Annotated in this window: 19 protein-coding genes; 11 read left to right on the top strand and 8 right to left on the bottom strand. The window is 37.6% G+C overall.

All coding sequences use genetic code 11. The features are described 5' to 3' along the window. Position 1: 1 nt before the first annotated feature. From JXQ92_RS04795 to JXQ92_RS04805, 3 genes are all read right to left on the bottom strand, one after another. Positions 2 to 2,629, bottom strand: a complete 2,628-nt coding sequence (locus JXQ92_RS04795) for an outer membrane beta-barrel protein (RefSeq protein WP_421985452.1) — start codon at positions 2,627 to 2,629, stop codon at positions 2 to 4. Next, positions 2,629 to 3,411 (bottom strand): GLPGLI family protein, encoded by a 783-nt coding sequence (locus tag JXQ92_RS04800; RefSeq protein WP_421985453.1) that lies wholly within the window; start codon positions 3,409 to 3,411, stop codon positions 2,629 to 2,631. The genes JXQ92_RS04795 and JXQ92_RS04800 overlap by 1 nt, the downstream gene beginning before the upstream one ends. Positions 3,412 to 3,743: 332 nt before the next feature. After that, positions 3,744 to 5,468, bottom strand: a complete 1,725-nt coding sequence (locus JXQ92_RS04805; protein ID WP_421985454.1) for a hypothetical protein — start codon at positions 5,466 to 5,468, stop codon at positions 3,744 to 3,746. Positions 5,469 to 5,656: 188 nt separating this feature from the next. Between JXQ92_RS04805 and JXQ92_RS04810 the strand changes: the two genes are divergently transcribed. The 5 genes from JXQ92_RS04810 (at position 5,657) to JXQ92_RS04830 (ending at position 8,621) form a co-directional block, all read left to right on the top strand. Continuing rightward, a complete protein-coding gene (locus tag JXQ92_RS04810) occupies positions 5,657 to 6,169 on the top strand; it encodes an RNA polymerase sigma factor (RefSeq protein WP_421985455.1) in 513 nt (170 codons plus the stop codon). Then, positions 6,151 to 6,342 (top strand): hypothetical protein, encoded by a 192-nt coding sequence (locus tag JXQ92_RS04815; RefSeq protein ID WP_421985456.1) that lies wholly within the window; start codon positions 6,151 to 6,153, stop codon positions 6,340 to 6,342. The genes JXQ92_RS04810 and JXQ92_RS04815 overlap by 19 nt, the downstream gene beginning before the upstream one ends. A 1-nt stretch (position 6,343) precedes the next feature. Further along, positions 6,344 to 7,141: a prolipoprotein diacylglyceryl transferase gene (gene lgt / locus JXQ92_RS04820; protein ID WP_421985457.1), complete on the top strand. Its 798-nt coding sequence runs from the start codon at positions 6,344 to 6,346 to the stop codon at positions 7,139 to 7,141. Positions 7,142 to 7,401: 260 nt separating this feature from the next. Beyond that, positions 7,402 to 8,394, top strand: a complete 993-nt coding sequence (locus tag JXQ92_RS04825) for a hypothetical protein (RefSeq protein ID WP_421985458.1) — start codon at positions 7,402 to 7,404, stop codon at positions 8,392 to 8,394. A gap of 32 nt (positions 8,395 to 8,426) precedes the next feature. Next, positions 8,427 to 8,621 (top strand): type II CAAX prenyl endopeptidase Rce1 family protein, encoded by a 195-nt coding sequence (locus tag JXQ92_RS04830; RefSeq protein WP_421986411.1) that lies wholly within the window; start codon positions 8,427 to 8,429, stop codon positions 8,619 to 8,621. 18 nt (positions 8,622 to 8,639) lie between these two features. Here the strand turns inward: JXQ92_RS04830 and JXQ92_RS04835 are convergent, their stop codons facing one another. Together JXQ92_RS04835 and JXQ92_RS04840 are read right to left on the bottom strand one after the other, a co-directional pair. Then, complete coding sequence (locus JXQ92_RS04835) at positions 8,640 to 10,688, bottom strand: c-type cytochrome (protein WP_421985459.1); 2,049 nt, start codon at positions 10,686 to 10,688, stop codon at positions 8,640 to 8,642. Positions 10,689 to 10,863: 175 nt separating this feature from the next. Continuing rightward, entirely contained in the window at positions 10,864 to 11,631 is a 768-nt protein-coding gene (locus tag JXQ92_RS04840) for a hypothetical protein (protein WP_421985460.1), read from the bottom strand. 547 nt (positions 11,632 to 12,178) lie between these two features. Here JXQ92_RS04840 and JXQ92_RS04845 point away from each other — a divergent pair. The 3 genes from JXQ92_RS04845 to JXQ92_RS04855 are packed head-to-tail and all read left to right on the top strand — an operon-like array spanning position 12,179 to position 15,160. After that, positions 12,179 to 13,123: a hypothetical protein gene (locus JXQ92_RS04845; RefSeq protein WP_421985461.1), complete on the top strand. Its 945-nt coding sequence runs from the start codon at positions 12,179 to 12,181 to the stop codon at positions 13,121 to 13,123. 37 nt (positions 13,124 to 13,160) lie between these two features. Then, positions 13,161 to 14,192, top strand: a complete 1,032-nt coding sequence (locus JXQ92_RS04850; protein ID WP_421985462.1) for a hypothetical protein — start codon at positions 13,161 to 13,163, stop codon at positions 14,190 to 14,192. Next, entirely contained in the window at positions 14,192 to 15,160 is a 969-nt protein-coding gene (locus JXQ92_RS04855) for a sulfotransferase (RefSeq protein ID WP_421985463.1), read from the top strand. The genes JXQ92_RS04850 and JXQ92_RS04855 overlap by 1 nt, the downstream gene beginning before the upstream one ends. Here JXQ92_RS04855 and JXQ92_RS04860 read toward each other — a convergent pair. Beyond that, complete coding sequence (locus JXQ92_RS04860; RefSeq protein WP_421985464.1) at positions 15,157 to 16,020, bottom strand: sulfotransferase domain-containing protein; 864 nt, start codon at positions 16,018 to 16,020, stop codon at positions 15,157 to 15,159. The two genes, JXQ92_RS04855 and JXQ92_RS04860, sit on opposite strands and share 4 nt — an antisense overlap. Before the next feature lie 168 nt (positions 16,021 to 16,188). Between JXQ92_RS04860 and JXQ92_RS04865 the strand changes: the two genes are divergently transcribed. From JXQ92_RS04865 to JXQ92_RS04875, 3 genes are read left to right on the top strand one after another with little or no spacing between them, the layout of a single operon-like run. Beyond that, complete coding sequence (locus JXQ92_RS04865) at positions 16,189 to 16,926, top strand: class I SAM-dependent methyltransferase (protein WP_421985465.1); 738 nt, start codon at positions 16,189 to 16,191, stop codon at positions 16,924 to 16,926. Next, on the top strand, positions 16,926 to 17,762 hold the full coding sequence (locus JXQ92_RS04870) for a methyltransferase domain-containing protein (protein WP_421985466.1): 837 nt from the start codon (positions 16,926 to 16,928) through the stop codon (positions 17,760 to 17,762). Before JXQ92_RS04865 ends, JXQ92_RS04870 begins: the two co-directional genes overlap by 1 nt. A gap of 5 nt (positions 17,763 to 17,767) precedes the next feature. Next, complete coding sequence (locus JXQ92_RS04875) at positions 17,768 to 18,550, top strand: aldolase/citrate lyase family protein (protein ID WP_421985467.1); 783 nt, start codon at positions 17,768 to 17,770, stop codon at positions 18,548 to 18,550. Here the strand turns inward: JXQ92_RS04875 and JXQ92_RS04880 are convergent. Next, entirely contained in the window at positions 18,540 to 19,247 is a 708-nt protein-coding gene (locus JXQ92_RS04880) for a glycosyltransferase (RefSeq protein ID WP_421985468.1), read from the bottom strand. The genes JXQ92_RS04875 and JXQ92_RS04880 overlap by 11 nt on opposite strands. Further along, positions 19,247 to 20,260: an NAD-dependent epimerase/dehydratase family protein gene (locus JXQ92_RS04885; RefSeq protein ID WP_421985469.1), complete on the bottom strand. Its 1,014-nt coding sequence runs from the start codon at positions 20,258 to 20,260 to the stop codon at positions 19,247 to 19,249. Before JXQ92_RS04885 ends, JXQ92_RS04880 begins: the two co-directional genes overlap by 1 nt. Between the last annotated feature and the right edge of the window lie 104 nt (positions 20,261 to 20,364).

A 20,364-nucleotide genomic window follows, 5' to 3' on the forward strand; every position in this document is an offset into this window, starting at 1 on the left:
GTTATCTAAATCTATAGGCTAGCGTGAGCATAAAGTATTGACCAATTGTATTCCATTCCGTTTGAGAAAGGAAATTTCCCGTACTGATACGCTGAAAACCTCTGTACTTATTCAGTAAATCAAAAGTATTGATACTCACGGTTGCTTTTTCTGCTTGGAGGAAGCCGTAACTTACACTAGCTGATATTAATGGAATTGTGACTGATTCATCAAAACTCTGTGCATTAAAATTGGTGACGTTGGCATTAGCCGTAAAATTCCATCTTCTTGTAGGAGTGTATCTCAAGGTAGAAAAGTAACTGATATTGAAGAAGTTATCGTCTGGAATGTCGGCAATAGAAAAGTCATATTGGGTGTAGTTGATCGTTCCACCAAAGTTAATTCTAACCTTTTCTTTACTTCTGTTTTCGAAGCTCATGGTGAGGCCATGATTGAATGTTTTTGTTTCGTTTTCCTGACCGTTAACTAGGGTAATTCCGTTGGTCCAGTTTTCTAAAACAGAAACACTATAGTTTAGGCCTAGTGACCTAATAGGTGCCGAAAATTCAGCATTAAAGGCTAACATTGTCTGTCCGCTCGTGTTGACTGGCGTTGTGGTTTGTATCAATTGATCATTGACCGTTACAACATTATTAATCTTATGATTCGTATAATTCCCCATAGCGCGAATGAAAAATGAGGTAAAAGAGAATTCATCGAAAACAGACCATAGGAAACTTGCATTATGATTGAATTCTGGTCTTAAATCGAAATTTCCTTGATATAGATTGACTTGATTCTGGTTGTTTTCGATTGGAAACAATTGATTTGGGCTAGGTAAGTTGGCACTTGTATTATAACGAAATTCAATTCTTCTACCGCTTCTATATTGGTTACGATAAATCAGTCTTGGTGTAAAGAATAAATACTCTGGCGACTCACCGATGGTATTACTCAACGATTTTTCGAAGCGGGTGCCGCTAGCACCGAGGGAGAAATTGACAACTGACTTAGTCGTTGCCCTTCTTAAAGTAATTGTAGGTTTTACCGTCGTTTCTAAGGTGCTAAAATCTGGAATATCAATTCCAATTAATTCATTCTGGTCATTAAATGTACCTTCTTCTCTGTTTAGGTTTCTTTTGTTTGAGCTTATCGAAACTCCTAGATCGGTAGACCAGTAATTGTTAATTTTCTTGGTTAGGGTGGGTATAACGGTAGCATTTAGACGATCAACACGATCAGTTCTCAATTGATGCACTGTATTTGTAATCTCAGGCTGGAAAAGCGAAGTAATATTGGTCCAATCAAGTGCATTTTCATTATCGGTATAGTTGATGCCAAACTTAAGGCCAAACTGCAAATCATCGCCTTTTATCTTTAAAGAGTAGCTGTTATTGGATACAAGCGCAAATTCGTCAGCCACATTTAAAGTATTATTGATAAATGTGTTAAGGTCCATGTTACCTAGGTTAGCATTCGAATTAGTTTGGCTATTGGTTCGGTTTGAGCCTAAAGTAATATCTCCGTCTATTACAATGAGTTGTTTATCACCGATTTTGTGTCTCACTCCAAAGTCAATGTCGTTTGGCCGATCGCGCTCACTTTCGACAAGCGTAGAAGTTTGATTGTAATCTCCAGTTTCCAGAAAGTTCTGAGTAGATGCTGTTTCTAAAAGGTTCTTTTTGCGATTATTGCCTAGGAAACTGGCAAAGTATCGGTTGCCATTAGCTTTATTTAAAGAAAGATTTAGTCCTGCGGCAAAAGACTCATTGATTCCTTTAGAATTCTGACCGAAAGTGTCATTTCCTTTGTAGGTAAAACCGAATTGGTTAATGTTATTCTGAAGGCCTAAGACAGCTGCTTGAATCTTATCTGAAAAGCGATAAATCTTTGCTTCTCCTGTATAACTGCTATTCGTGCCTGCACCTGCTTTTATTTCTCCAAAATAGCCATTCTTGTGGTCGGCCTTCAATAATAGATTGATAGTTCTTTCACGTTCACCGTCTTCTATGCCTGTGAATACCGCTTGATCCGTTTTCCGATCTAATACTTGAATTTTATCAATCGCTTTAGCAGGAAGGTTTTTTGTAGCCACTTTAGGGTCATTTCCAAAGAACTCTTTACCATCCACCAATACTTTAACAACATCTTCTCCCTGCGCCTTTACATTGCCCTCACGATCTACTTCCACGCCTGGTAATTGTTCCAAAAGCTCTTCTACAGCGGCGCCTTCCCGTGTTTTAAAAGCATTGGCATTGTATTCTATGGTGTCAGTTTTAAACTTAATAGGAATTAACTCAGCCTCAACAATAACTTCATCTAGTGCTTTAGGGTCGAGGAACAAACGCTGATCTCCTAAGTCTGGATTTTCTAGCGGCACATTGATAGTCTTGTAAGTTGTCTTTAAACCAGTGAAAGAAAACTGCATTAAATATTCTCCAGATTTCACTCTTTTTATCTGGTATACACCCTTATCATTGGTGACACCAAAGTATTTCATTACAGAATCTGTTGGCTGTAACAATACTACTGTAGCAAAGGAGAGAGGCTTTCTGGCAGAGTCTAAGACTCGCCCCGTCAGATCCTGTTGCGCCTGTCCCTGAAAAATGAAACCGCTTACAAGCGTAGATATGAAGAGAAACTTTTTCATTATTGACCCTTGCCACCAAGACGTTTCGCACCGCCCCCGGATTTGTTCTTCATGTTGGCTTTAAACTCTTCTGTTTTGGCTGCTACTGTTGCGTCAAACGCTTCCCTTGTCATTCTCCTTCCATCCTTTAATTGAGATGCGAGTTCTTTAACCTCAAAGGATAAGTCTACTTCAGTTGCCAGTATAAACACCTCTTCGTTCTTTTCTACGGCAAGCACCAAACCAGGTAGACCTATATAGCCTGCAGGGCCTCCTGAAATAGGGATTTCTGCAGTAAACCAAGCAGTAAAGACTTGGCCGTTTTTAGTAGTTTCAGCACCAATGCATACATAATCAAGGATCTTTTTCTTTTGGCTAGTCAGTTTCCAAGCCATTGGTTCAATCGCGGAGCTCACTTGAAAATTCCTTGTCATAAACTCTATTTGTTCTACTTGTTTTCCTTTATCAAAGTCATAAAAAACCTCTTTCATTTCAGGTTTAGGTCCTTTTCCCCAATTAGCTTTTTTAAGAGCAGATTGGAGTTTCTCTGACATTGGTGCGTCGTCGTTCGGGTCTGTTTTGTAAAAGGCGGTGTTATTAACAAAACTGAGTAAATATTTATTTTTCCCTTGTTTTGGTTGATCTGCTAACCAGGCTTCCCAACGAGGATCGCTTTTATAATCACCAAAGTCATAAGTGGTAATTTGCTCATAGGAGACTTTTCCGGTTGTCTGTGCCCATAAAGAGTCACATACAAATAGCGCTAGGGTAAAAAAGAGCAGCTTAATTAAAGTCTTGTTCATAGATAGATCAGTTACTTGATGACTAATTTGAGTTTAAAAGCTTTAAAAAGGTAGAAAAAATCGGGTGAAGCGGACAATAGTAGGGCTGAATTGACCCATTTTAGCCTATGGTCGATGTTTCCTGTAAACATTGAGATGACTTTGGTATAATTTTTATCACCATATATTTCAAAAGTAAGCTCACGGTTGCCTTTCGCTAAATTTGAAAACGCTTCATTTTTAATGTGACATGACAGAAATAAAGGAGACTAGTCTATAAAAGAAGATTTTGAATATGATTTCGGGTTCAATTGTCTTCTAAATCGATTCAGGAATTGTAGCTAATTCATCAATCAGAACATCACCTGATTAATAAGGCTAGCCGTGAAAATACTGAGCAGGAACCAACCTAAGAAACCCTGTAAAATACATACATATCGGGCGATGCCGGTAGTAGGAATAGTTCCAAAGCCAAGAGTAACAAAAGAGTTTAAACTAAGCGTTAAGGCGTTCAGCAAACTTTTAGTAAAACCTAAGGACAGCATAATAAAGGGTTTTATATAGCCCTGTTCATTTTTATCTACAAAGGTTCTGTAATCTAGTATCAGCTGTCCTTTACTCTTGGTATCCCACTCACTAGGGAAAAAGAAATAGAACACCGCAAAGATGAGCAAGACAAATATCGAAATATTAATGGCCTTGGATGGGTTTGTACCATAATCAGTATAAAACCTTAGGAGTCGATTGAGTCTCCAGTTGATCCAATTTTCAAAGTCTTTATCGTTTTTCCATTTATATGAAAGTTCTCGAAGTTCCACATCCTTCATTTCTACATAGACCTGATTGGCGTCTTTCACCTGCCCATTTTCTTTTAATATTTTATAAAGCCGATAGTAGCTTGAAATCAGTTCTTGAAATAATTTTTCATTTGCCAGTTCTTCATCGGTTTCTCCATAGTAAACATCGTAGTACAAATCAGTTCCCTGAGCAAAGTATCTTTCCCAAAGCCCCAAAGGATCATTTTGATATGGGGCGTTATTAGCCACATCTGCTTTGTGCTCGGTAGCGGCCATCTTAAAGCCAGCCATGTCGCTCCAAGAGAGTTCGTTGTTCTTGGCCGAAAGTACCACATCTGTGATATCCAGCTTTTTGCGGAATACATTCTCCCAAAAACTCCAATGCTTATTAATGGCGGTATTCATGACAAGGGTAGTTCCGAAGTCATTTTGCCTCATGACAAGCGTTTTAACTTCGCCTTCTAGGTGTACTAATTCTTCTTCCGAACCAGGTTTAAAAACGTTATTGTTCATCGACCACTGTGAGACAGGGGTGTAATGGACGACATGGAATTGAGTTTTAAAGGTGTAATTTTCTGTAGAATCCGAATTGTAAAGCTTAAAGTTGCTGTCAATGGGTTCAAAAACGTTCATATCCATTGAAAAATCCGAAAAACCATCTCCATTTGTGATACCAAGGTATCCGCCATTTTTAAATGTACAGTCGCTGATCCAAAACTCACCGTCCATATAGATATTCCCAACATTTAGAAACTTCTTAAAGGTATTACCATTCCAAAAAGCCTGATTCATACTATTATCGAAACTCTCATAAAGGCCTAATTGAGAACTCTTTAAATTATATTGGCGTTCTATTTTTATTGAATCCAGGCTTAAAGTATCAGCTGAAACTTCACTAATTGTGAGCCTTCGAAATATGCTTTTTCTGAACATTAAGTTTTCGAGCTTTAACTGACTGATATTTAGGGCTGAACCAGAGACATTATAAAAGCTCAAGACCTTGACTGATGATTTTAGCCAAATAGAGTCAATGGCAATTGTTCTTCCCGTCTTTTGAGCTAGGCTTTCAAAGAATGATTCAGCATCTGATGGACTACCAGTATTAATGTCGTCTATCAGCCTGTGATCGCTTACCTCTAGGTATTCCTCACGACTATCCATTAGCTGAAGATAAAGTTGCGAGAGCTTGAGTGGGGATTGGAAGGCGTTTAGTGATACTGTAAGACTGCTAAAAAGCAATAAGGCCAGCAGTGCAGGCCTAAGGATGTTGTTTGAAATCATTTCGCTGAATTTAAACAAATTCAAGGAATTGATTTAGCGGTAGCACGTAATTAACCAAACAGTGGCCTTGCAGCCTGAATAAACGATATTCATTTCGCTTGTCTGATTGTATGGCTTTTGAATTAAATTAGCCCCTCATGTGACAATTTTTCAAAATGTGGTACTAACCTATTAAAGACAGCTTAATTATGATTTCGGACAAACAACGTTTTATGAGAATTCTTGATGAGCATCAAGGCATTCTGATAAATCTATGTTCGATTTACTACGATAACCCCAAAGATCAACAGGATGCCTTTCAGGATGTGGCAATCCAACTTTGGAAGTCTTTCAAAAGCTTTAAAGGCGATTCTAAATTAAGTACATGGATATATAAAGTTGCGCTGAACACTTTATTGAACAAAAAGAGAAGAGAGAAAAGACGCGCTTTGGAAATTACGTCTCTCGACCAAGCCGCAACTTTGCCTTTGCGTGAAGATCAAGGAGTAGATGATGATTGTCAGTTGCTAATGAAGTTAATTTCTGGCCTAGGCGATAAAGATAAGGCCATCCTTATTTTACACCTTGAGGGGTATTCTAATAAAGAGATTGCATCATCATTATCAATGAGCCAATCCAATGTTAGTACACGTATGAACCGTGCGAAAAATACATTAAAAGGAAAGTTAGAAGATAATAAGAAATGGAGATTGAGGATTTAAAACCTGCTTGGCAGAGCCTGAAAGTTAGGAATGCTTTGAATAATGGGAAGATGTATCAGCCGCAAGAGCTCATGCTACTGCTAGAAACTCAGGTCTACCGATCTGTTTCGCAGCGTTTAGTGGGAGCAGGGGTTATGTTGGCCTTAATCTTGTTCTTTTGTCAAGGTGGTTGAAATGTTGAATCAAATTATCTGGGATATTAGACCTAATATTTTCCCTGGAATAGAAATGTTTCGTTGGTATGGTCTCTGCTGGGCGATTGGTGTTCTGCTCGGTATCTATTTTCTTAAACAAGGCACCAAAAAAGACGAGTACCCAATCGAAACCGAAATACTAACCATTTATCTGATGATTGGTATTTTAGTTGGTGCACGTTTAGGGCATGTTTTGTTCTATGAGCCGGTCTACTATTGGGAAAACCCTGAAGCACTTTTACCTTTTACTATAAGTCCTTTCAAGTTTGTTGGTTTTCAAGGCCTAGCTAGTCATGGCGGCGTAATAGGTACTATTATCGCCCTACACCTTTATTGCAGAAAGTACGGACAAAAGCATTTGTTTATTCTGGATAGAATTGTGATTCCATCGGCCATTCTAGGGGCTTTTATAAGAATAGGAAACCTGATTAATTCCGAAATATTTGGTTTACCGACTGATGTGCCTTGGGCTTTTGTATTCGTAAAAGCGGATGATCTTCCACGACACCCCACTCAGATTTATGAGGCATTGTGCTATTTGCTCATCTTTTTCAGCTTGAGATTTTTAAAAAACAGGGCTTATTTCACAGCGATATCTGGAAGACTATTTGGTCTTGGGTTGGGGTTAGTTTTCTTATTACGCTTCTTGGCTGAGTTTCTAAAAGAAGATCAAGTGGCTTTTGAAGGCGGGATGCTTTTGAATATGGGCCAAATATTGAGTGTCCCAATGATTTTAGTCGGGGCATTTTTTGCCTTTAGAAAAAAGAATGCTGATTAGGTTTTAGCAAGTGTTTTCCAATAGTATTCTTTGCAGTGATTGAAGTTAACCATCCATTTTATTAGTGATAAATACCTGTTTCTGGGTATTGATTTTTAAGAACCAAAGTAGTAAATAGATAATATTAATCTGGGTACACTTAATTGTAAGCCTAGAGCTAAGCAATCTGTCAGGTTAGTTTTTTGAATTTAAGTAGCCATACGAAAAGAAGAGCTTAGCATTTAAACAAAATATTAGTAAGCTATTCAGCATATAATAAAATGGAAGAATCATTAAAAGTACTTCTTCAAGAGGCTCGTGAAATGGCCGATGGAAGTGGAAATCAAAGATCAAAACTATTGGACGCGATGCTTATAATCGCAGAAAAGGAGAATAATCCTGTTCAGCAGAATATTTTTGATTTATTGATGAGCTCCTATAAAAATTTAGAAAAGAAAGCGACCAGCCAATTAAGGATTTTGCAAATAGGGATTTTACTGATTATTGGAGGTATTATATTCTATTTTTATACTGAAGGTGAACATGGCAAAAAGCTTGAAGTAATTGAGGGAATAAAGAATAGTAATCTTCCTATTTCTTTAGTGTCCGATGAGAATGGCACAAAATCGAAACTAGAATTTGAAGGCGAAAGTTTCAATTCTGAAATTGCGGGAGAGTTAATAGACGACTATCAGGAAACTATTCTTTCTATTGGTGTAATAAACCATATTGCGCCAGAACAAAAACTTAGCAGTAGTTTTAAACTAGTTGATAATAAAAAACGGCTTGAAATCTCATCCAAAGATGATGTTCTTGGTTACGTTCAACCTACTTTAAAGATTTATGAGGTAGGAAAAGATAGTAATTCTAACGGTTCAGTATTAGAGAAATTAGATACTGAAGAGCATTATAATTTCGATTATCAAGACTCTGACGGTAGAACTATGTTTTACGGAAGGATTTTAAATAAAGTAGATGTAAAATATCAAAATGAAGAAACCGAAAATCGGTACAAAGAAAATCCAAGACTCTGCTTTGAAGAAGAAATTTTTCCTGGCTCATTTGAGTATACTGTGGAATTTAGCCTAGACAAAGAAAAGTGGATTGGACCGTTTCGATTTAATAATAGTTCATACGGAAGTAAAAAAGTTACCTTCATAGTAAAGGATAGTAATATAGATTTTCCTTATGTAATTGATATAGGAGCAGGGAAAGCCTGCGATAATAAAATTTACTTCTTTAACTCTAAGTTGCATAAGGCAGTTGTTTATTAGGGTTTTATTTCATTAGAAATGCCATAACGCTAATTTTTACTTCAGAACTGTTTGGTTATATGCATGATTACCAAGGTATTACAGGTCAGGTATTGACAGGATACACTGGCTTCAGTATGGGCTTAGTTTATCTCTGGAAACGGAATATTTGGTTAAACATATTTATCCATGGTGCCATAGATACCATTAGCATGTTTCTACTCTATAAGGGACTTTATATAGCCTGAAATCTTTTAGGCAATTTATCAAGTACCATTCCTGACTGGAAAGCCCATCTGCGCCCAAATTAAAATACCTTCATCTATTATGGCTGTATTCTTAAAGCCATAACGTTTGAGTGTGCTCTGAACACGCTCTGAAGCAGCATGCGGGCAAGCACAATAGATAACTATTTGTGTGCCGTCATTAGGAATGTTATCGATAAAATTCTCAGGATCTTCGTAATATGGAACGGGAGCAGCACCCGGAATATGCATCTGTCGCCAAGCCACTTCTGATCTTGCATCCAGAATTACCATTCTTTTGCCATCTTTCAACGCTTGATTGACTTGCTCAGCGGCAACATATCTACCGTCACGTAAATTAAACTCCGGTGCTTTGCTATCGGGGTTCAATACATATTCTTCAGGTGTAGGTACGCGCACTGTGTCTAACTGAGGAATGTCCCAACCTGAGGCTCTACTTCTTAAGAAAGCGGTAAGAGCATCAATGTCTTCTTTATTCAAATTATCTTTAAAGCCTACCATTGGGGTTCCATCACGACCTTCTGCAATAGCATACCTTAGAAAGTGATCTGTTGCTGTCGCTAAAAGCATAGGATTTGCAAGGGCGGGTGCGGAAACACCTTCACCTTTCTCTCCATGACAGACTGAGCAGTTTTCGGAATACAATGTGGAACCTTTTGCAATATCTCCTAAAACAGGTTCTCTCGATAAATCAATTGGATCAGTTACCTCAGCGGTTTGTTTAAGGTATTCTAAGAGCAACTCAATTTCTATATATTCCATTGGGCCACCTTGTGTTTTTAAATAACCTCCCATGGCCGTATTTGCTCTACCGAACTGAATAGTGTAGCGCATGAAATTATTATTCATGCTTGTGGCTAAGAGCGAATTCGATCGGAGGGAAGGGGCATTGTCTGCAGCGTAGCCTTCTCTATCATCACCATGACAAAGGGAACAGTATTTAGAATACATTTCACTGGCGTATTGGATCGCGAGTGAATCTAGTTCAGGTGTTGGTGCTAGTTTTCTAACCAGTTTACCTTGTTCCTCAGGTTCTTGAATAAATTCCAGTTGTACACCGAAGGCATTTTCAGCAGGTATCGTTATTCTTTCTGCACTTTTTTGTACGATGGTTTCCCCTAACTCGCTTTCCAAGTACTTATAAGTTGAATCAAGATTGAGCACATCGAACTGAATAGCAAATACACCTTCTCCTTGGGCTGTGTTAAATTCAGAAGCTTTTGAGTCACTTTCAGCGTTTACCAGGTGTAATTCCTGATTGTCGTATAACTTATATCTAACAACGTCATCCCCGGCCGCTACTTCTTCAAAACCCAATTTATTGTAAGTGTCGGAAGATGCTTTTAGATCGTCTACTGCCATTTTTAAGGCTGAAATTCCAACCACACCATTGGCGTGTTTGCTGAACATGCGCGTAAAGACAAACCAGGTATTCCAATCCTGTCCCATGTCTTGGTAATTGGTGGCTGTATTCTGGATAAATCTTGGTAGGTTCTTAGGTGGATTGTTCTGATCAAAATCAAGACTTCTGCGTTGCGGATCTCCATCATCTCTAGACCAACTTGTCGACACAGTGGAAGATGTACGATAAGACCTTGCTGAGTCCATTTCATAGCCTTCAGCAATTAAGCTTGAATAGGTAGAATCTACCGATGAACTGCTCAGAGAGAACATCCTTATGCCTTCGGCCGAAGAAAGGTAATTGGAAATAAAGTGAGGAACAGCACTTTGATTAGCAGAATCGCTAATAGACATAATCTCGAATGAAGTCATATCTCCAAACCCGATAGAAGCCATTACCGATTCGTCAAAAGTACCAATTCTACCGTTTCCATTGATGGTAAATCCTAAAGAGTCACGGTAGTATTTAATCACCGGTTCTAAATTATTAACCAATAAAGTGGCATTGTTGAGTCCAGATCCTTGGCCCATCAAGAAATTTGGTTCTTCTTCTTTCATTTGACAGCTGCCAAGTACAGAAAGGCTAAGTACCAACGCAAACAGGTTTAATAGATTGAAATGGTTTTTGGGGAGAAGTGATTGTTTCATATACTGCATATTCTACCTGAATATACAAATTGGATTCAAAAACGATAAATGGTTTTTGGTAAGTACTTCTCGGGATGCTGTTTTTGCTCTAATTAGCCTTATTCTTGGGGACTCGAGTTACAGGATTGATAAGAGATTAGTTTGGTTAGCATTTAAATGGAAGAGGTAAGCCGCTTTAGTTGGTACTATGTTTAATAGCTCTTTTCTCCGAATTGTTTGCCATTCTAAAATCGAAAATCAAGTTAGTACCTTCTACGGGCAAGGTAATTCTATGGAATTCATGCGCTGCTTGAACTTTTTGGAAGAATATTTTACCATAGTATTTTTCACCTGGAGCGATAATCTTTTTGTCGAATAATTCTTCAGGAAGGTAGACTTGCTCTGCTGCTGCTTTATCCGCCTTATTGTAAGCCACTTCTGATAGTACTCCAGTAGTTAAAAGGCTGATACCTGCTGTAAGATCTCGACTGGATGACCTTCTTTGATCTTCACGTGACCAACTTCTTTTAGAATTATCTTTTGCATCTAAAACGGCATCAACGGTAGTGATGGCCGCACCTAATAAGAAAAACAGAACTCCAGCATTGTTACTGTTTCGTTCTTTTGATTCGAACAACTCTATGGTTTGTTTTGGTAGCATAGCAGGAACTATTTCTTGTAAGGGTTTGTGCATTTCTCCTTCTTGATAAGACTCGTGATGTGCGTATTTTAGAATTTTTTCGGTATCGATGAGCAATGGAGAGGAGCTGTTATTCTGAATGCCCAAGCCAAACACATAATGATCATTTTGTATTTCAAGGTTGGCCAAGGTGATAGTAGCTTCGTCTAAATCTATGTAGGCTTCTAGGTTATTTTCTTTTGCGTCATAATCATATGGGACAAGTTTAAGCGGTCCGCAACTGCAAAAAAGTACAAGTAGGAGAAGAGTGTGTGTCGGTTTCATGCCAACTTTTAAGCAAGAATGAAGCCAATCCAAAATTGATCGAATTTTTCAAATGTTACAGAATAGCTCTATAAAAAGGTATTGTAATTTACGCTTGTAATTTCTTATTCGAGAACCGATTATCCGTCTTTTCCTTCATAGATAATCGAGCACTTTCATGGATTTTTCTGAAAGAAATAGTTATTCACGCTACTTAGTAATTAAGTTGTCTTGTTGATTTTAAATAGCCTTTCTTAATAAGTAAAAGGTTAAGGTTAATCATAAAAAAGTGTAATGTACTTGTATACAGAGCATTATAAGTTTACCTAGGGGCCATAACATCGAACGCTTGCCTAATGAATTGAATTTATTACATCTTTAGTAAAGCATTATAAATGCTAAATATAGTTTTTGGTTGTAATTTCAACCATTGGAATGTGAAGCCCATATCAGAATAAACAAAAAATAATGTGTTAAATAGTTTAGCATGTTCTCTCATATATCTCTTTTCCATTATTGATTCTTTTAAACATATTTTATTAGCGCCTAATTATAGACTTATTACTTTATGACCGTATGTGCTATTATTGTGGTTTTTGAGTGTCACGAGATCTCATTAGAAAGAATTATTCAACAACTCAATGTTATTGGTCTTCAACAAATAATCATTGTCAATAATGGTATAAGTGAATTGAGTTTGGCTTGTCAACCTATTGTTAGATTGATTGAACCAAATGAAAATCTTGGTGCAGTAGGAGGGTTTAAACTTGGAATGCAAAAAGCGCTCGAATCTAATTGTGATAATTTTTGGTTACTTGATGAGGATAATCTCCCTGAAGAAAATGCTTTGAGTACTATTTGCTCTGATTGGGATCAACTCAAACAGCATACTCCTGAAAACAAACTAATGATGCTTTCTTACAGGCCTCATCTTTTTAAGTATCTACACTTGAGTAGAACAGAAAAGGCTTTAAATATCGGGCCTTTGAAAAATAGTTATCTCGGTTTTCACTACCGTCAATTTTTTCAATTTTTACATAGAAGACTGACAAAATCTCAAGGAAATATTCACCCAGATAAACAAGGACTGGTGAAAATGAATATGGGTTATTTTGGTGGACTTTTTTTGCATAGGTCAGTGATAGCAGATGGTTTTTTACCCGATGAACTTTTTACTATATATTGGGGAGACCTTCATTTCACTAAGCACTTTAGGCATGCTGGTGGAAGCATTTATATGTCTTACAACAGTGTAATAAATGATATTGAAAATGAACTGAATCAGCAAAAACACTTTTTACATCACCCGGTGCTGGATCTTGTACCAGCATTTAAAGCCTTTGATTATGTGACAGGGCTATTACGTTTTGAAAATGAGATTCAAAGATCTACTATACCCTATAGTATAAATAAAGTTATCATGCTTTCTTTACTAAGGTTAATGGCAATATTAAGAGGAAAGTCATCGCGAATTAAGCTTTTGTCAAAAGCCAGAGCCGTTATAAATAAGTAAAGCAAATAGCATTCAACTGTTTTCCAAAATTCATAGCATGGATTCAAATTTTCGAGGTTTGACCATAAATATTATTTATGTAAAAGGTACTGTTGATTTGTTATTGCCTTTTTTGTCTACGCTTCTTCAATTTAGTGAATGTAGATTCAGGCTTGTTTCTAATGCTTGCCCTGCAAATGAAGAGGCACAATTGAAACAGTTTGTTATAACAGAAAATCGAACTTCTTTTTATTCGCTGGAGTCTTATCAAGTACTACTGCACCATGAAGTTTTGCATAGACTTTTAGCAAAAGAGCAGTCAGAATGGTTTGCCTTTATGGACTCGGACATATTTGCAAAGGGGAGCTTTCTTCCGGAAATGATGTATGCTTTAAAAGATAAAGATGCTGTTTTTACCGGGCTACCATTGTGGCATGAAGATTCAGAGTTGAAAATGCCTCAGAAATTCAAAATTATGGGCGGACGTTATTTTATGTCTCATAATGATTGCCTCTTAGGATTGTCTTACATGGCTATTTATAGAACAGGAAGTCTTAGGCATTTCATAAAAAGTACTGGCGTAGACTTTCGAAGGTATTATTGGAAGGAAATACCGGCTCTTTATCAAGATATTATAAGCAAGGCAGGTCTACGCAAGCATATGTATGATACGGCAAAAGTGCTCAATATTCTTTGGCAGGATCAAGGTGCTCGCATGGTCTACCATCCAGTAGATAACCTGATACATTTAGGCGGAGTGAGTGGAGAAGATAATCAAGGTGGATTGTTCTTGGCTATGAAACGGAATCTGTTGAGACTTATTCCTGCCTTAATCAGTACTTCTGTTAAAAGCATGTTTGGAATATCTGATAGGATTTCATTTCAGGAAAGATTAAACATTGAAAGGTTAGTCAAAAAAAGAAGAATATCAGCTATGCTGTTAAGGCAAAGGTTATATTCGTCGTCTGTAGGCTCTGATATGCAAATGAGACACTTTCTGGGCTCTGAAATAGCTCAGAAGTTTGAAACGGCCATAGAGATCATAGATCCAGTGATCAAAGAGTTTTATCAAAATCGATCGAAAAAGTAGTGTCAGAAAGACAAGATTTATTTACAAGGCTTATTAATGCTTACTCTAATCGTTATCTCGAGTTAAAGATATACAATGATCTAGAGAAACTATTCAACGCATCGCTTAAGAAGCCTCTTGCAGAATTAAAGATCCCTGTGCCTCAAAACAATGGAATGTCTCCAGTTATTTTATTGGGAATGCATCGTTCAGGTACAACACTGTTATCTAAAATACTCCGTGAATCTGGTGTTTATATGGGTAGTCTTAGGGGCAAAGACACAGATGAGTCTCTTTTTTTTCAAAATGTAAACAAGGCGATTTATAAACTCTCAGGTGCAACTTGGGATGTCCCTGAACCTTTTAAATTATCTCTTGAAGATGAGCTACATAGGTGTATTCTGACGAAAGTATTAAGTGAGTATTGCCTGATACCTCAAAAGACTAAAAGTTATCTGAGTACTACTTCCTTTACTAAACCTACTTTGTTCTCAATACCACAATTATGGGGCTGGAAAGACCCAAGGACCTGTTTTTCCCTCCCACTATGGCTCAAAATATTCCCAAGAGCAAAGATTATCTATATACAAAGAAATGGGGTAGATGTTGCTCAGAGCCTTATAGTAAGAAATGGAAAACTCAAAGGGAAACAATCATTTTCAGCAACTAAAGGAGACTTACTGGGAGCCTTTAAGCTTTGGGAAATGTACAATCAGGAGTGTTTAATTGGTATCAACTCGTTAGATCCTGAAAGAGTGCATACAATGCGCTACGAAGAGCTACTAAGAACGCCTGAAGAGATACTCTCTCAGGTATTTAACTTCCTTAAACTAGAAAAGCCTCTGGTTAATATAAATGACCTTATTAAGAATATAGACGACCAAAAGGCATATGCATTTACAAAGAGTACTGAATTGATCGATTTTTATGAGGGAATTAAAGAGACCGAGTTTATGAAACAATTCGGTTACGATAATATTTCAATTTAACGGGTTGATTTGTTCAATACTTCATTAGCTCTTTGCATCCATTGCCTTGTGTATTCGTTGTCAAATCGCTGATGTATGGCTTCTATTTCTGGTAGAAGTTTTTGCGTTAATTCATATTCCAACTTAGCGGGAATAGCGCCATGACACCCTTGATTTTGAGGTGTTATAAGATCTTTTTCAAGTTGAATGGAGCTATAGTTAGCATCTACACCTAAAAAACAAAAAACATCCTTTATTAATCTGTTAGGAGCTTTTTCTATTTGATCGAAAAAGCCAATAAACAACTGAGAATTGTCGAAATAACTTGTCCATCGTTTAATGTGGTAAGTATAACTAGTGTGTTCAAATAGTCTTTTATGTTTAATCTTCAGAACCTCTTCATTTGAAATTTCACTATTCACATCCGTCCTCCTCTTATACATATTTATTTGAGACCAAACACGATCAACCGGGTAGCGTATTAGGTAGATAAGTTTGGTTGCTGGCATCAGTTGGTGTATATGTGCTATTGTATTCGCATCGAGCCAGGCATAAGCAGGCGTTACTTCACCAGAAACCTGTTCAGCATCTGGTTTAAATAATGCTTTGTAGTATTCATCAGTCCTTTTGCCAAAGATGAATCGTGTTGTCCATAAAATACTGTTCTTTCGAAGAAAATGACGAAAGTTGCCTCTTACAAATTTACCTTGTAATTCGGGAGATAATATCTTGTATATCAATCTATTACCACGAGGTCTGTCGAAATAGTGGAGTTCTTTTACAAGTGGTAACCATATTTGAGGATGTAGACTCAGTTGGTGATGAAGCCAGGTAGTACCTGACTTTTGAGCTCCAATACATAAGAAATCGGGGTAGGACATCTATCAAACTAAGTATAAAAATCTCTTAATTTGCCTGAATTTAATTCTGACGGATTATGAAGCAAAGATGTAAGAATTCCTGAACTTGACATAAGTTGAATAGAGATTAGATGAAAATTAATGAAGCTCTTCTATCTTTGAAGATAAACTTCATTAAGAAGAACAAAAGTGAGCGAGATAGTAAGATCAGCAATCAGTTTTCATAACCAAGAACAACTGGAGTATTTCGGTAAAAAGGTCAAGAAAACGATGATTCCTGTAGAGTCACCTTATGTCATGAATCACATAAGGCACTTCTTACAGTTTACAGACATTTTAGTTGGCCAGGATATACTTGAAGTAGGGTGTGGCATGGGTAAATTCACTTTCCCCTTGCTCAAAGCTGGTTGTAAGATTACAGGTCTTGATATATCGCCATATTTACTCCAAAAATTCTTGGAGTATAATGAAGGCAGGTTTAACACCTCTCTAATATGCTCTGATATTCTAGAAATACCAGAAGAGTATAATGAGCGCTTCGACAAGGTGATTGGTTTTTTTGCATTACATCATTTCCATCATTTAGAAACGTACTTTCAAGCCATGGCTAGGGTTTTAAAACCTGGTGGCGAGATTATCTTTGTTGAACCTAATGCATTCAATCCATTCTACTATCTTCAAATATTTATTACTCCAGGTATGAACTGGAAAGGAGACAAAGGGGTAGCTCAGATGAGACCAAAAGTGTTTCAAAAGGCAGCTAAATATGCCGGGCTTAAAATGGAGAAAATAGATAGTTATGGATTTTTCCCACCCTTTATAGCTAATAAATCCTATGGTCTCAAATTAGATCATTTTCTAGAGAAACAGGCGCTATTGAAACCCATACTGCCGTTTCAATTAGTCAGGTTGGTTAAGACAGTTTGATGAACCAACATTTTACAGATCATTTTCAATTTTTAAAGCGTGCTGGTAACCTCGAGGAACGCAGTTCGGGTCATTGGGTAGGCAAAGGACAAAATCTGGATGTATCTTATCCAGCGTCACATCATAATATATTGCTAGAAGAACAGGAGAAATCCTTCTGGTACCGGCATAGAAAAAAATGTTTGAGTTTGATTTTAGACAGCTTTCCTACAAGAGAAATACTTGATGTAGGTGCTTCTAATGGTTTGTTAGCCAGTTATTTATCTACTAAATCAAGGTTTGCAATTTTAGAGCCACATGTAGCCGGCATAGAAAATGCTGTCTCTTTGGGAATCAAGCCAGTGATACAGGCAGATTTTTTAACAGCCGCATTTGAGCAAGATAGTATTCCGGCTATTGGCCTGTTTGATGTACTCGAGCACATTGAACATGACCTGACGTTTTTAAAAGAAGTACGACGGACCTTGGAACCCGGAGGCAAGCTTTACCTGACGGTACCTGCTTTCCATGCTTTATGGTCTGAGTTTGATGTACAAGTTGGGCATTTCAGGAGGTATAATCGAAAAAGGCTAGAAGAACAATTAAAGTTAGCCGGTTTTGAAATAGAATACTTTACCTACTTATTTGCTCCATTACCACTGTTTATTTGGATCCAAAGAGTGATAGGGGGTAAGAAAAGCGCGACAGCTACAACCAAATCCCATTATGCGGAAGGAGGAATTATAGGAAGTATGTTAAAACGATTACTCTCTCCGGAGTTTTACATGATTAGAAAACAAAAAACCGTGCCTTGGGGCTCAAGTTGTCTTTGTGTAGTATCCAAACCACAACGCTGATTGTTATGAGATATAATTTTGAGTTATACTCTTTTTACTCGGATGCAGAATCGATGAAACAGTGTATAAAGGCAGGAGTTGATGGTATAGTGGTTGATTGGGAGGTGGCCGATAAGAGACATAGACAAAGTCTTTTCAATACTCAGATTAACCGTCATGATCTCAGTACCCTAAAAAGTGCTGCCAGTACTTACCATGGTACGATAATTTGCAGGGTCAACGGAGGTGATCTGATATCACAAAATGAGATCAGTAGTGCCATAACCCATGGCGCTACTGATATCCTAGTTCCAATGGTAAAAAACCTGAGCCAGATAGAGCAGGTATTGAGATACATAAATGGCCAAGCACGCTGCCTGATAATGATTGAGACTATTGAAGCTATCAAAATCAGTGCTCAAATCGGTAGTCTTCCTATTGACGGGGTCTATGTAGGGTTAAATGATCTGGCGATAGCCAGAAACTCCAGAAATATTTTTGTGCCTATTGTTGATGGCACACTCGATGAAATTAAATCAAATATTCCTATGAGACTGGGGGTAGCCGGACTTACTCATCCAGCATTTGGGAGTCCTATACCAAGCCATTTGTTGGTGAATGAACTTAGGAGACTTGAATGTGATTTCACTTTTCTCAGGCGATCTTTTTATAGGGATGCCAGCCAGTTGGGTATAGCATCTACCATATCTGCTATTCGTAGGTCATTGGAAGAGCATACGCAATTCGATAAAACTAAATCGGAGATTTTTAAAAAACTGGTAAGTGAGATTGTTACGCCTATGATCTAAGCCTATATATGCGGCATTGAATGGCGCAGTAAGTGGCTCTAAACGCATAATAGCAACGCTTTCGAAAAGTATAAGATGATATACCTTCATTGGTAGCCCTGGCGGCTGGTAGATATTTTACATTTTTTGAAAGTGAATATGCCATTATCGTCATTATAGGATATCTACAATCGAAACTTATCATTTTTAGAACAACGCTTTGTTTGATTAAATAATAACTGCCGGCCTTGCGATGTAAACCCGTAATTGACTGTAAAAAGCCTTTGAAAAGGAGAGAAGTAAGCATTCTTCCTGCTTTCTGGTATTGACCAATGCGCTTAATAAAGACTACATCAGTATCTTTATCCAACGTTTGCAAGAGCTTGGATATCATTTCAGGATCATCCTGCAAGTCAGCATCCATGGTCAGAATTACTGGGGACTGTGCTTTCTTCAATCCGGTGTAAATGGCCATATTCTGACCACCGTTTCTTACCAAATTAATTCCGGTCACCTCTGAAAAGCGATTTGATAAAGTCGATATAGCTTCCCAGGAATTATCCGCAGAAGCATCATTGACTAATATGACTTCGCAACGGTGTCCAAGATCTTTTAAATCACCGATTATTTCTGTACAGAGGTCCGTAATGGTTGGTTCATTGTTATAGACAGGTATGACAACTGATACGTCTGGTTTTATTTGTCTCGTTTTTGTCATTAGCTACGCGATCGATACCAGTTAACTACATCCTGTAAACCCACTTTAATATCAAATTTAGGCTCCCAGTTAATAAGTCTCTTTGCCTTTGAAATATTTGCCTGTTTAAAGGTTTTGTCCATCTCTGAACTGGCATAGGTAATTTCAGAAATCAAGTCTGTAGTACGCAGAATTTGTTGCAAATAAGTCACGATTTCTCGTGCAGTATAAGCTTTACCACCTGCTAGGTTTATCTCTTCACCTGGAGTCAAAGGTACTTCACACATTTTGGCTATAGCAAGCACAATATCGTCTACATGTATGTAGTCTCTCACGATATGGTCGGATACAAGGTCGATAGACGCTTTCTGATTGTGTCTTTCCAACGCATTCACAATGAGTTTCTGTGCTGAATCATATGGTCCGTAAGCCCTGAAAACCCGGGCAAGAGAAACCGGTAGATTAAATTTCTTGGCGTAATCACGGCAAAGATTTCGTTCATTGTTTTTTACCAAGCCTCTATATGTATTAGGGTTGTATGGTCCAGTTTCCGAAAAAGCATCCTTTTCGTTGCTGCCATATACCATGGAGCTACAAAGATGAATCATTTTTTCTACCTGCATTGCCCTTGCATATTCCAGTACGTTGGTGAGCATTCGACTAGAAACATTCTGGGCTGTAATAAAGTCTGAAAGAGACTTAGGGCCATGACTACTAGGCTGGGCACTATGAATAATGATATTAGGGGCAATCTCTGGCACTTGCTCGATCAAGGAAGTAGCACCATCCAAAACAATACGATGCATGTGTACATCTGTAAGTACGTTCTGAATACGTTCAGTCGAACTCGATACTCTGGCTATAAGATGTACCTCTTTAGCCACTGAGGCGAGTCTTCGGACTATTGCCGAACCCACAAAACCAGTACCACCAGTAATAACCACACATTTGTTAGAGAAAAAACTAAGCTTAGTCGCGAAGTCAATGAACATTGAGATTCTTTTCTGCGATATTAGAGAATCTATCTTGTTCAATAAAGTAAATTTGATTTACTTTTAGATTTTTAATTCAATCTCATTTTTAAGTTAAAATCACCTTGCTGCAAAATGAAACACATTGATTGGTAAGAAAGCATTTT

It is taken from the genome of Roseivirga sp. (assembly GCF_049099775.1).
Lineage (GTDB): Bacteria > Bacteroidota > Bacteroidia > Cytophagales > Cyclobacteriaceae > Roseivirga.

Coding starts and splice junctions, on each gene's coding strand:
- JXQ92_RS04795 (WP_421985452.1), bottom strand. CDS start 2,629: ATGAAAAAGTTTCTCTTCATATCTACGCTTGTAAGCGGTTTCATTTTT.
- JXQ92_RS04800 (WP_421985453.1), bottom strand. CDS start 3,411: ATGAACAAGACTTTAATTAAGCTGCTCTTTTTTACCCTAGCGCTATTT.
- JXQ92_RS04805 (WP_421985454.1), bottom strand. CDS start 5,468: ATGATTTCAAACAACATCCTTAGGCCTGCACTGCTGGCCTTATTGCTT.
- JXQ92_RS04810 (WP_421985455.1), top strand. CDS start 5,657: ATGATTTCGGACAAACAACGTTTTATGAGAATTCTTGATGAGCATCAA.
- JXQ92_RS04815 (WP_421985456.1), top strand. CDS start 6,151: ATGGAGATTGAGGATTTAAAACCTGCTTGGCAGAGCCTGAAAGTTAGG.
- lgt (WP_421985457.1), top strand. CDS start 6,344: ATGTTGAATCAAATTATCTGGGATATTAGACCTAATATTTTCCCTGGA.
- JXQ92_RS04825 (WP_421985458.1), top strand. CDS start 7,402: ATGGAAGAATCATTAAAAGTACTTCTTCAAGAGGCTCGTGAAATGGCC.
- JXQ92_RS04835 (WP_421985459.1), bottom strand. CDS start 10,688: ATGAAACAATCACTTCTCCCCAAAAACCATTTCAATCTATTAAACCTG.
- JXQ92_RS04840 (WP_421985460.1), bottom strand. CDS start 11,631: ATGAAACCGACACACACTCTTCTCCTACTTGTACTTTTTTGCAGTTGC.
- JXQ92_RS04845 (WP_421985461.1), top strand. CDS start 12,179: ATGACCGTATGTGCTATTATTGTGGTTTTTGAGTGTCACGAGATCTCA.
- JXQ92_RS04850 (WP_421985462.1), top strand. CDS start 13,161: ATGGATTCAAATTTTCGAGGTTTGACCATAAATATTATTTATGTAAAA.
- JXQ92_RS04860 (WP_421985464.1), bottom strand. CDS start 16,020: ATGTCCTACCCCGATTTCTTATGTATTGGAGCTCAAAAGTCAGGTACT.
- JXQ92_RS04870 (WP_421985466.1), top strand. CDS start 16,926: ATGAACCAACATTTTACAGATCATTTTCAATTTTTAAAGCGTGCTGGT.
- JXQ92_RS04875 (WP_421985467.1), top strand. CDS start 17,768: ATGAGATATAATTTTGAGTTATACTCTTTTTACTCGGATGCAGAATCG.
- JXQ92_RS04880 (WP_421985468.1), bottom strand. CDS start 19,247: ATGACAAAAACGAGACAAATAAAACCAGACGTATCAGTTGTCATACCT.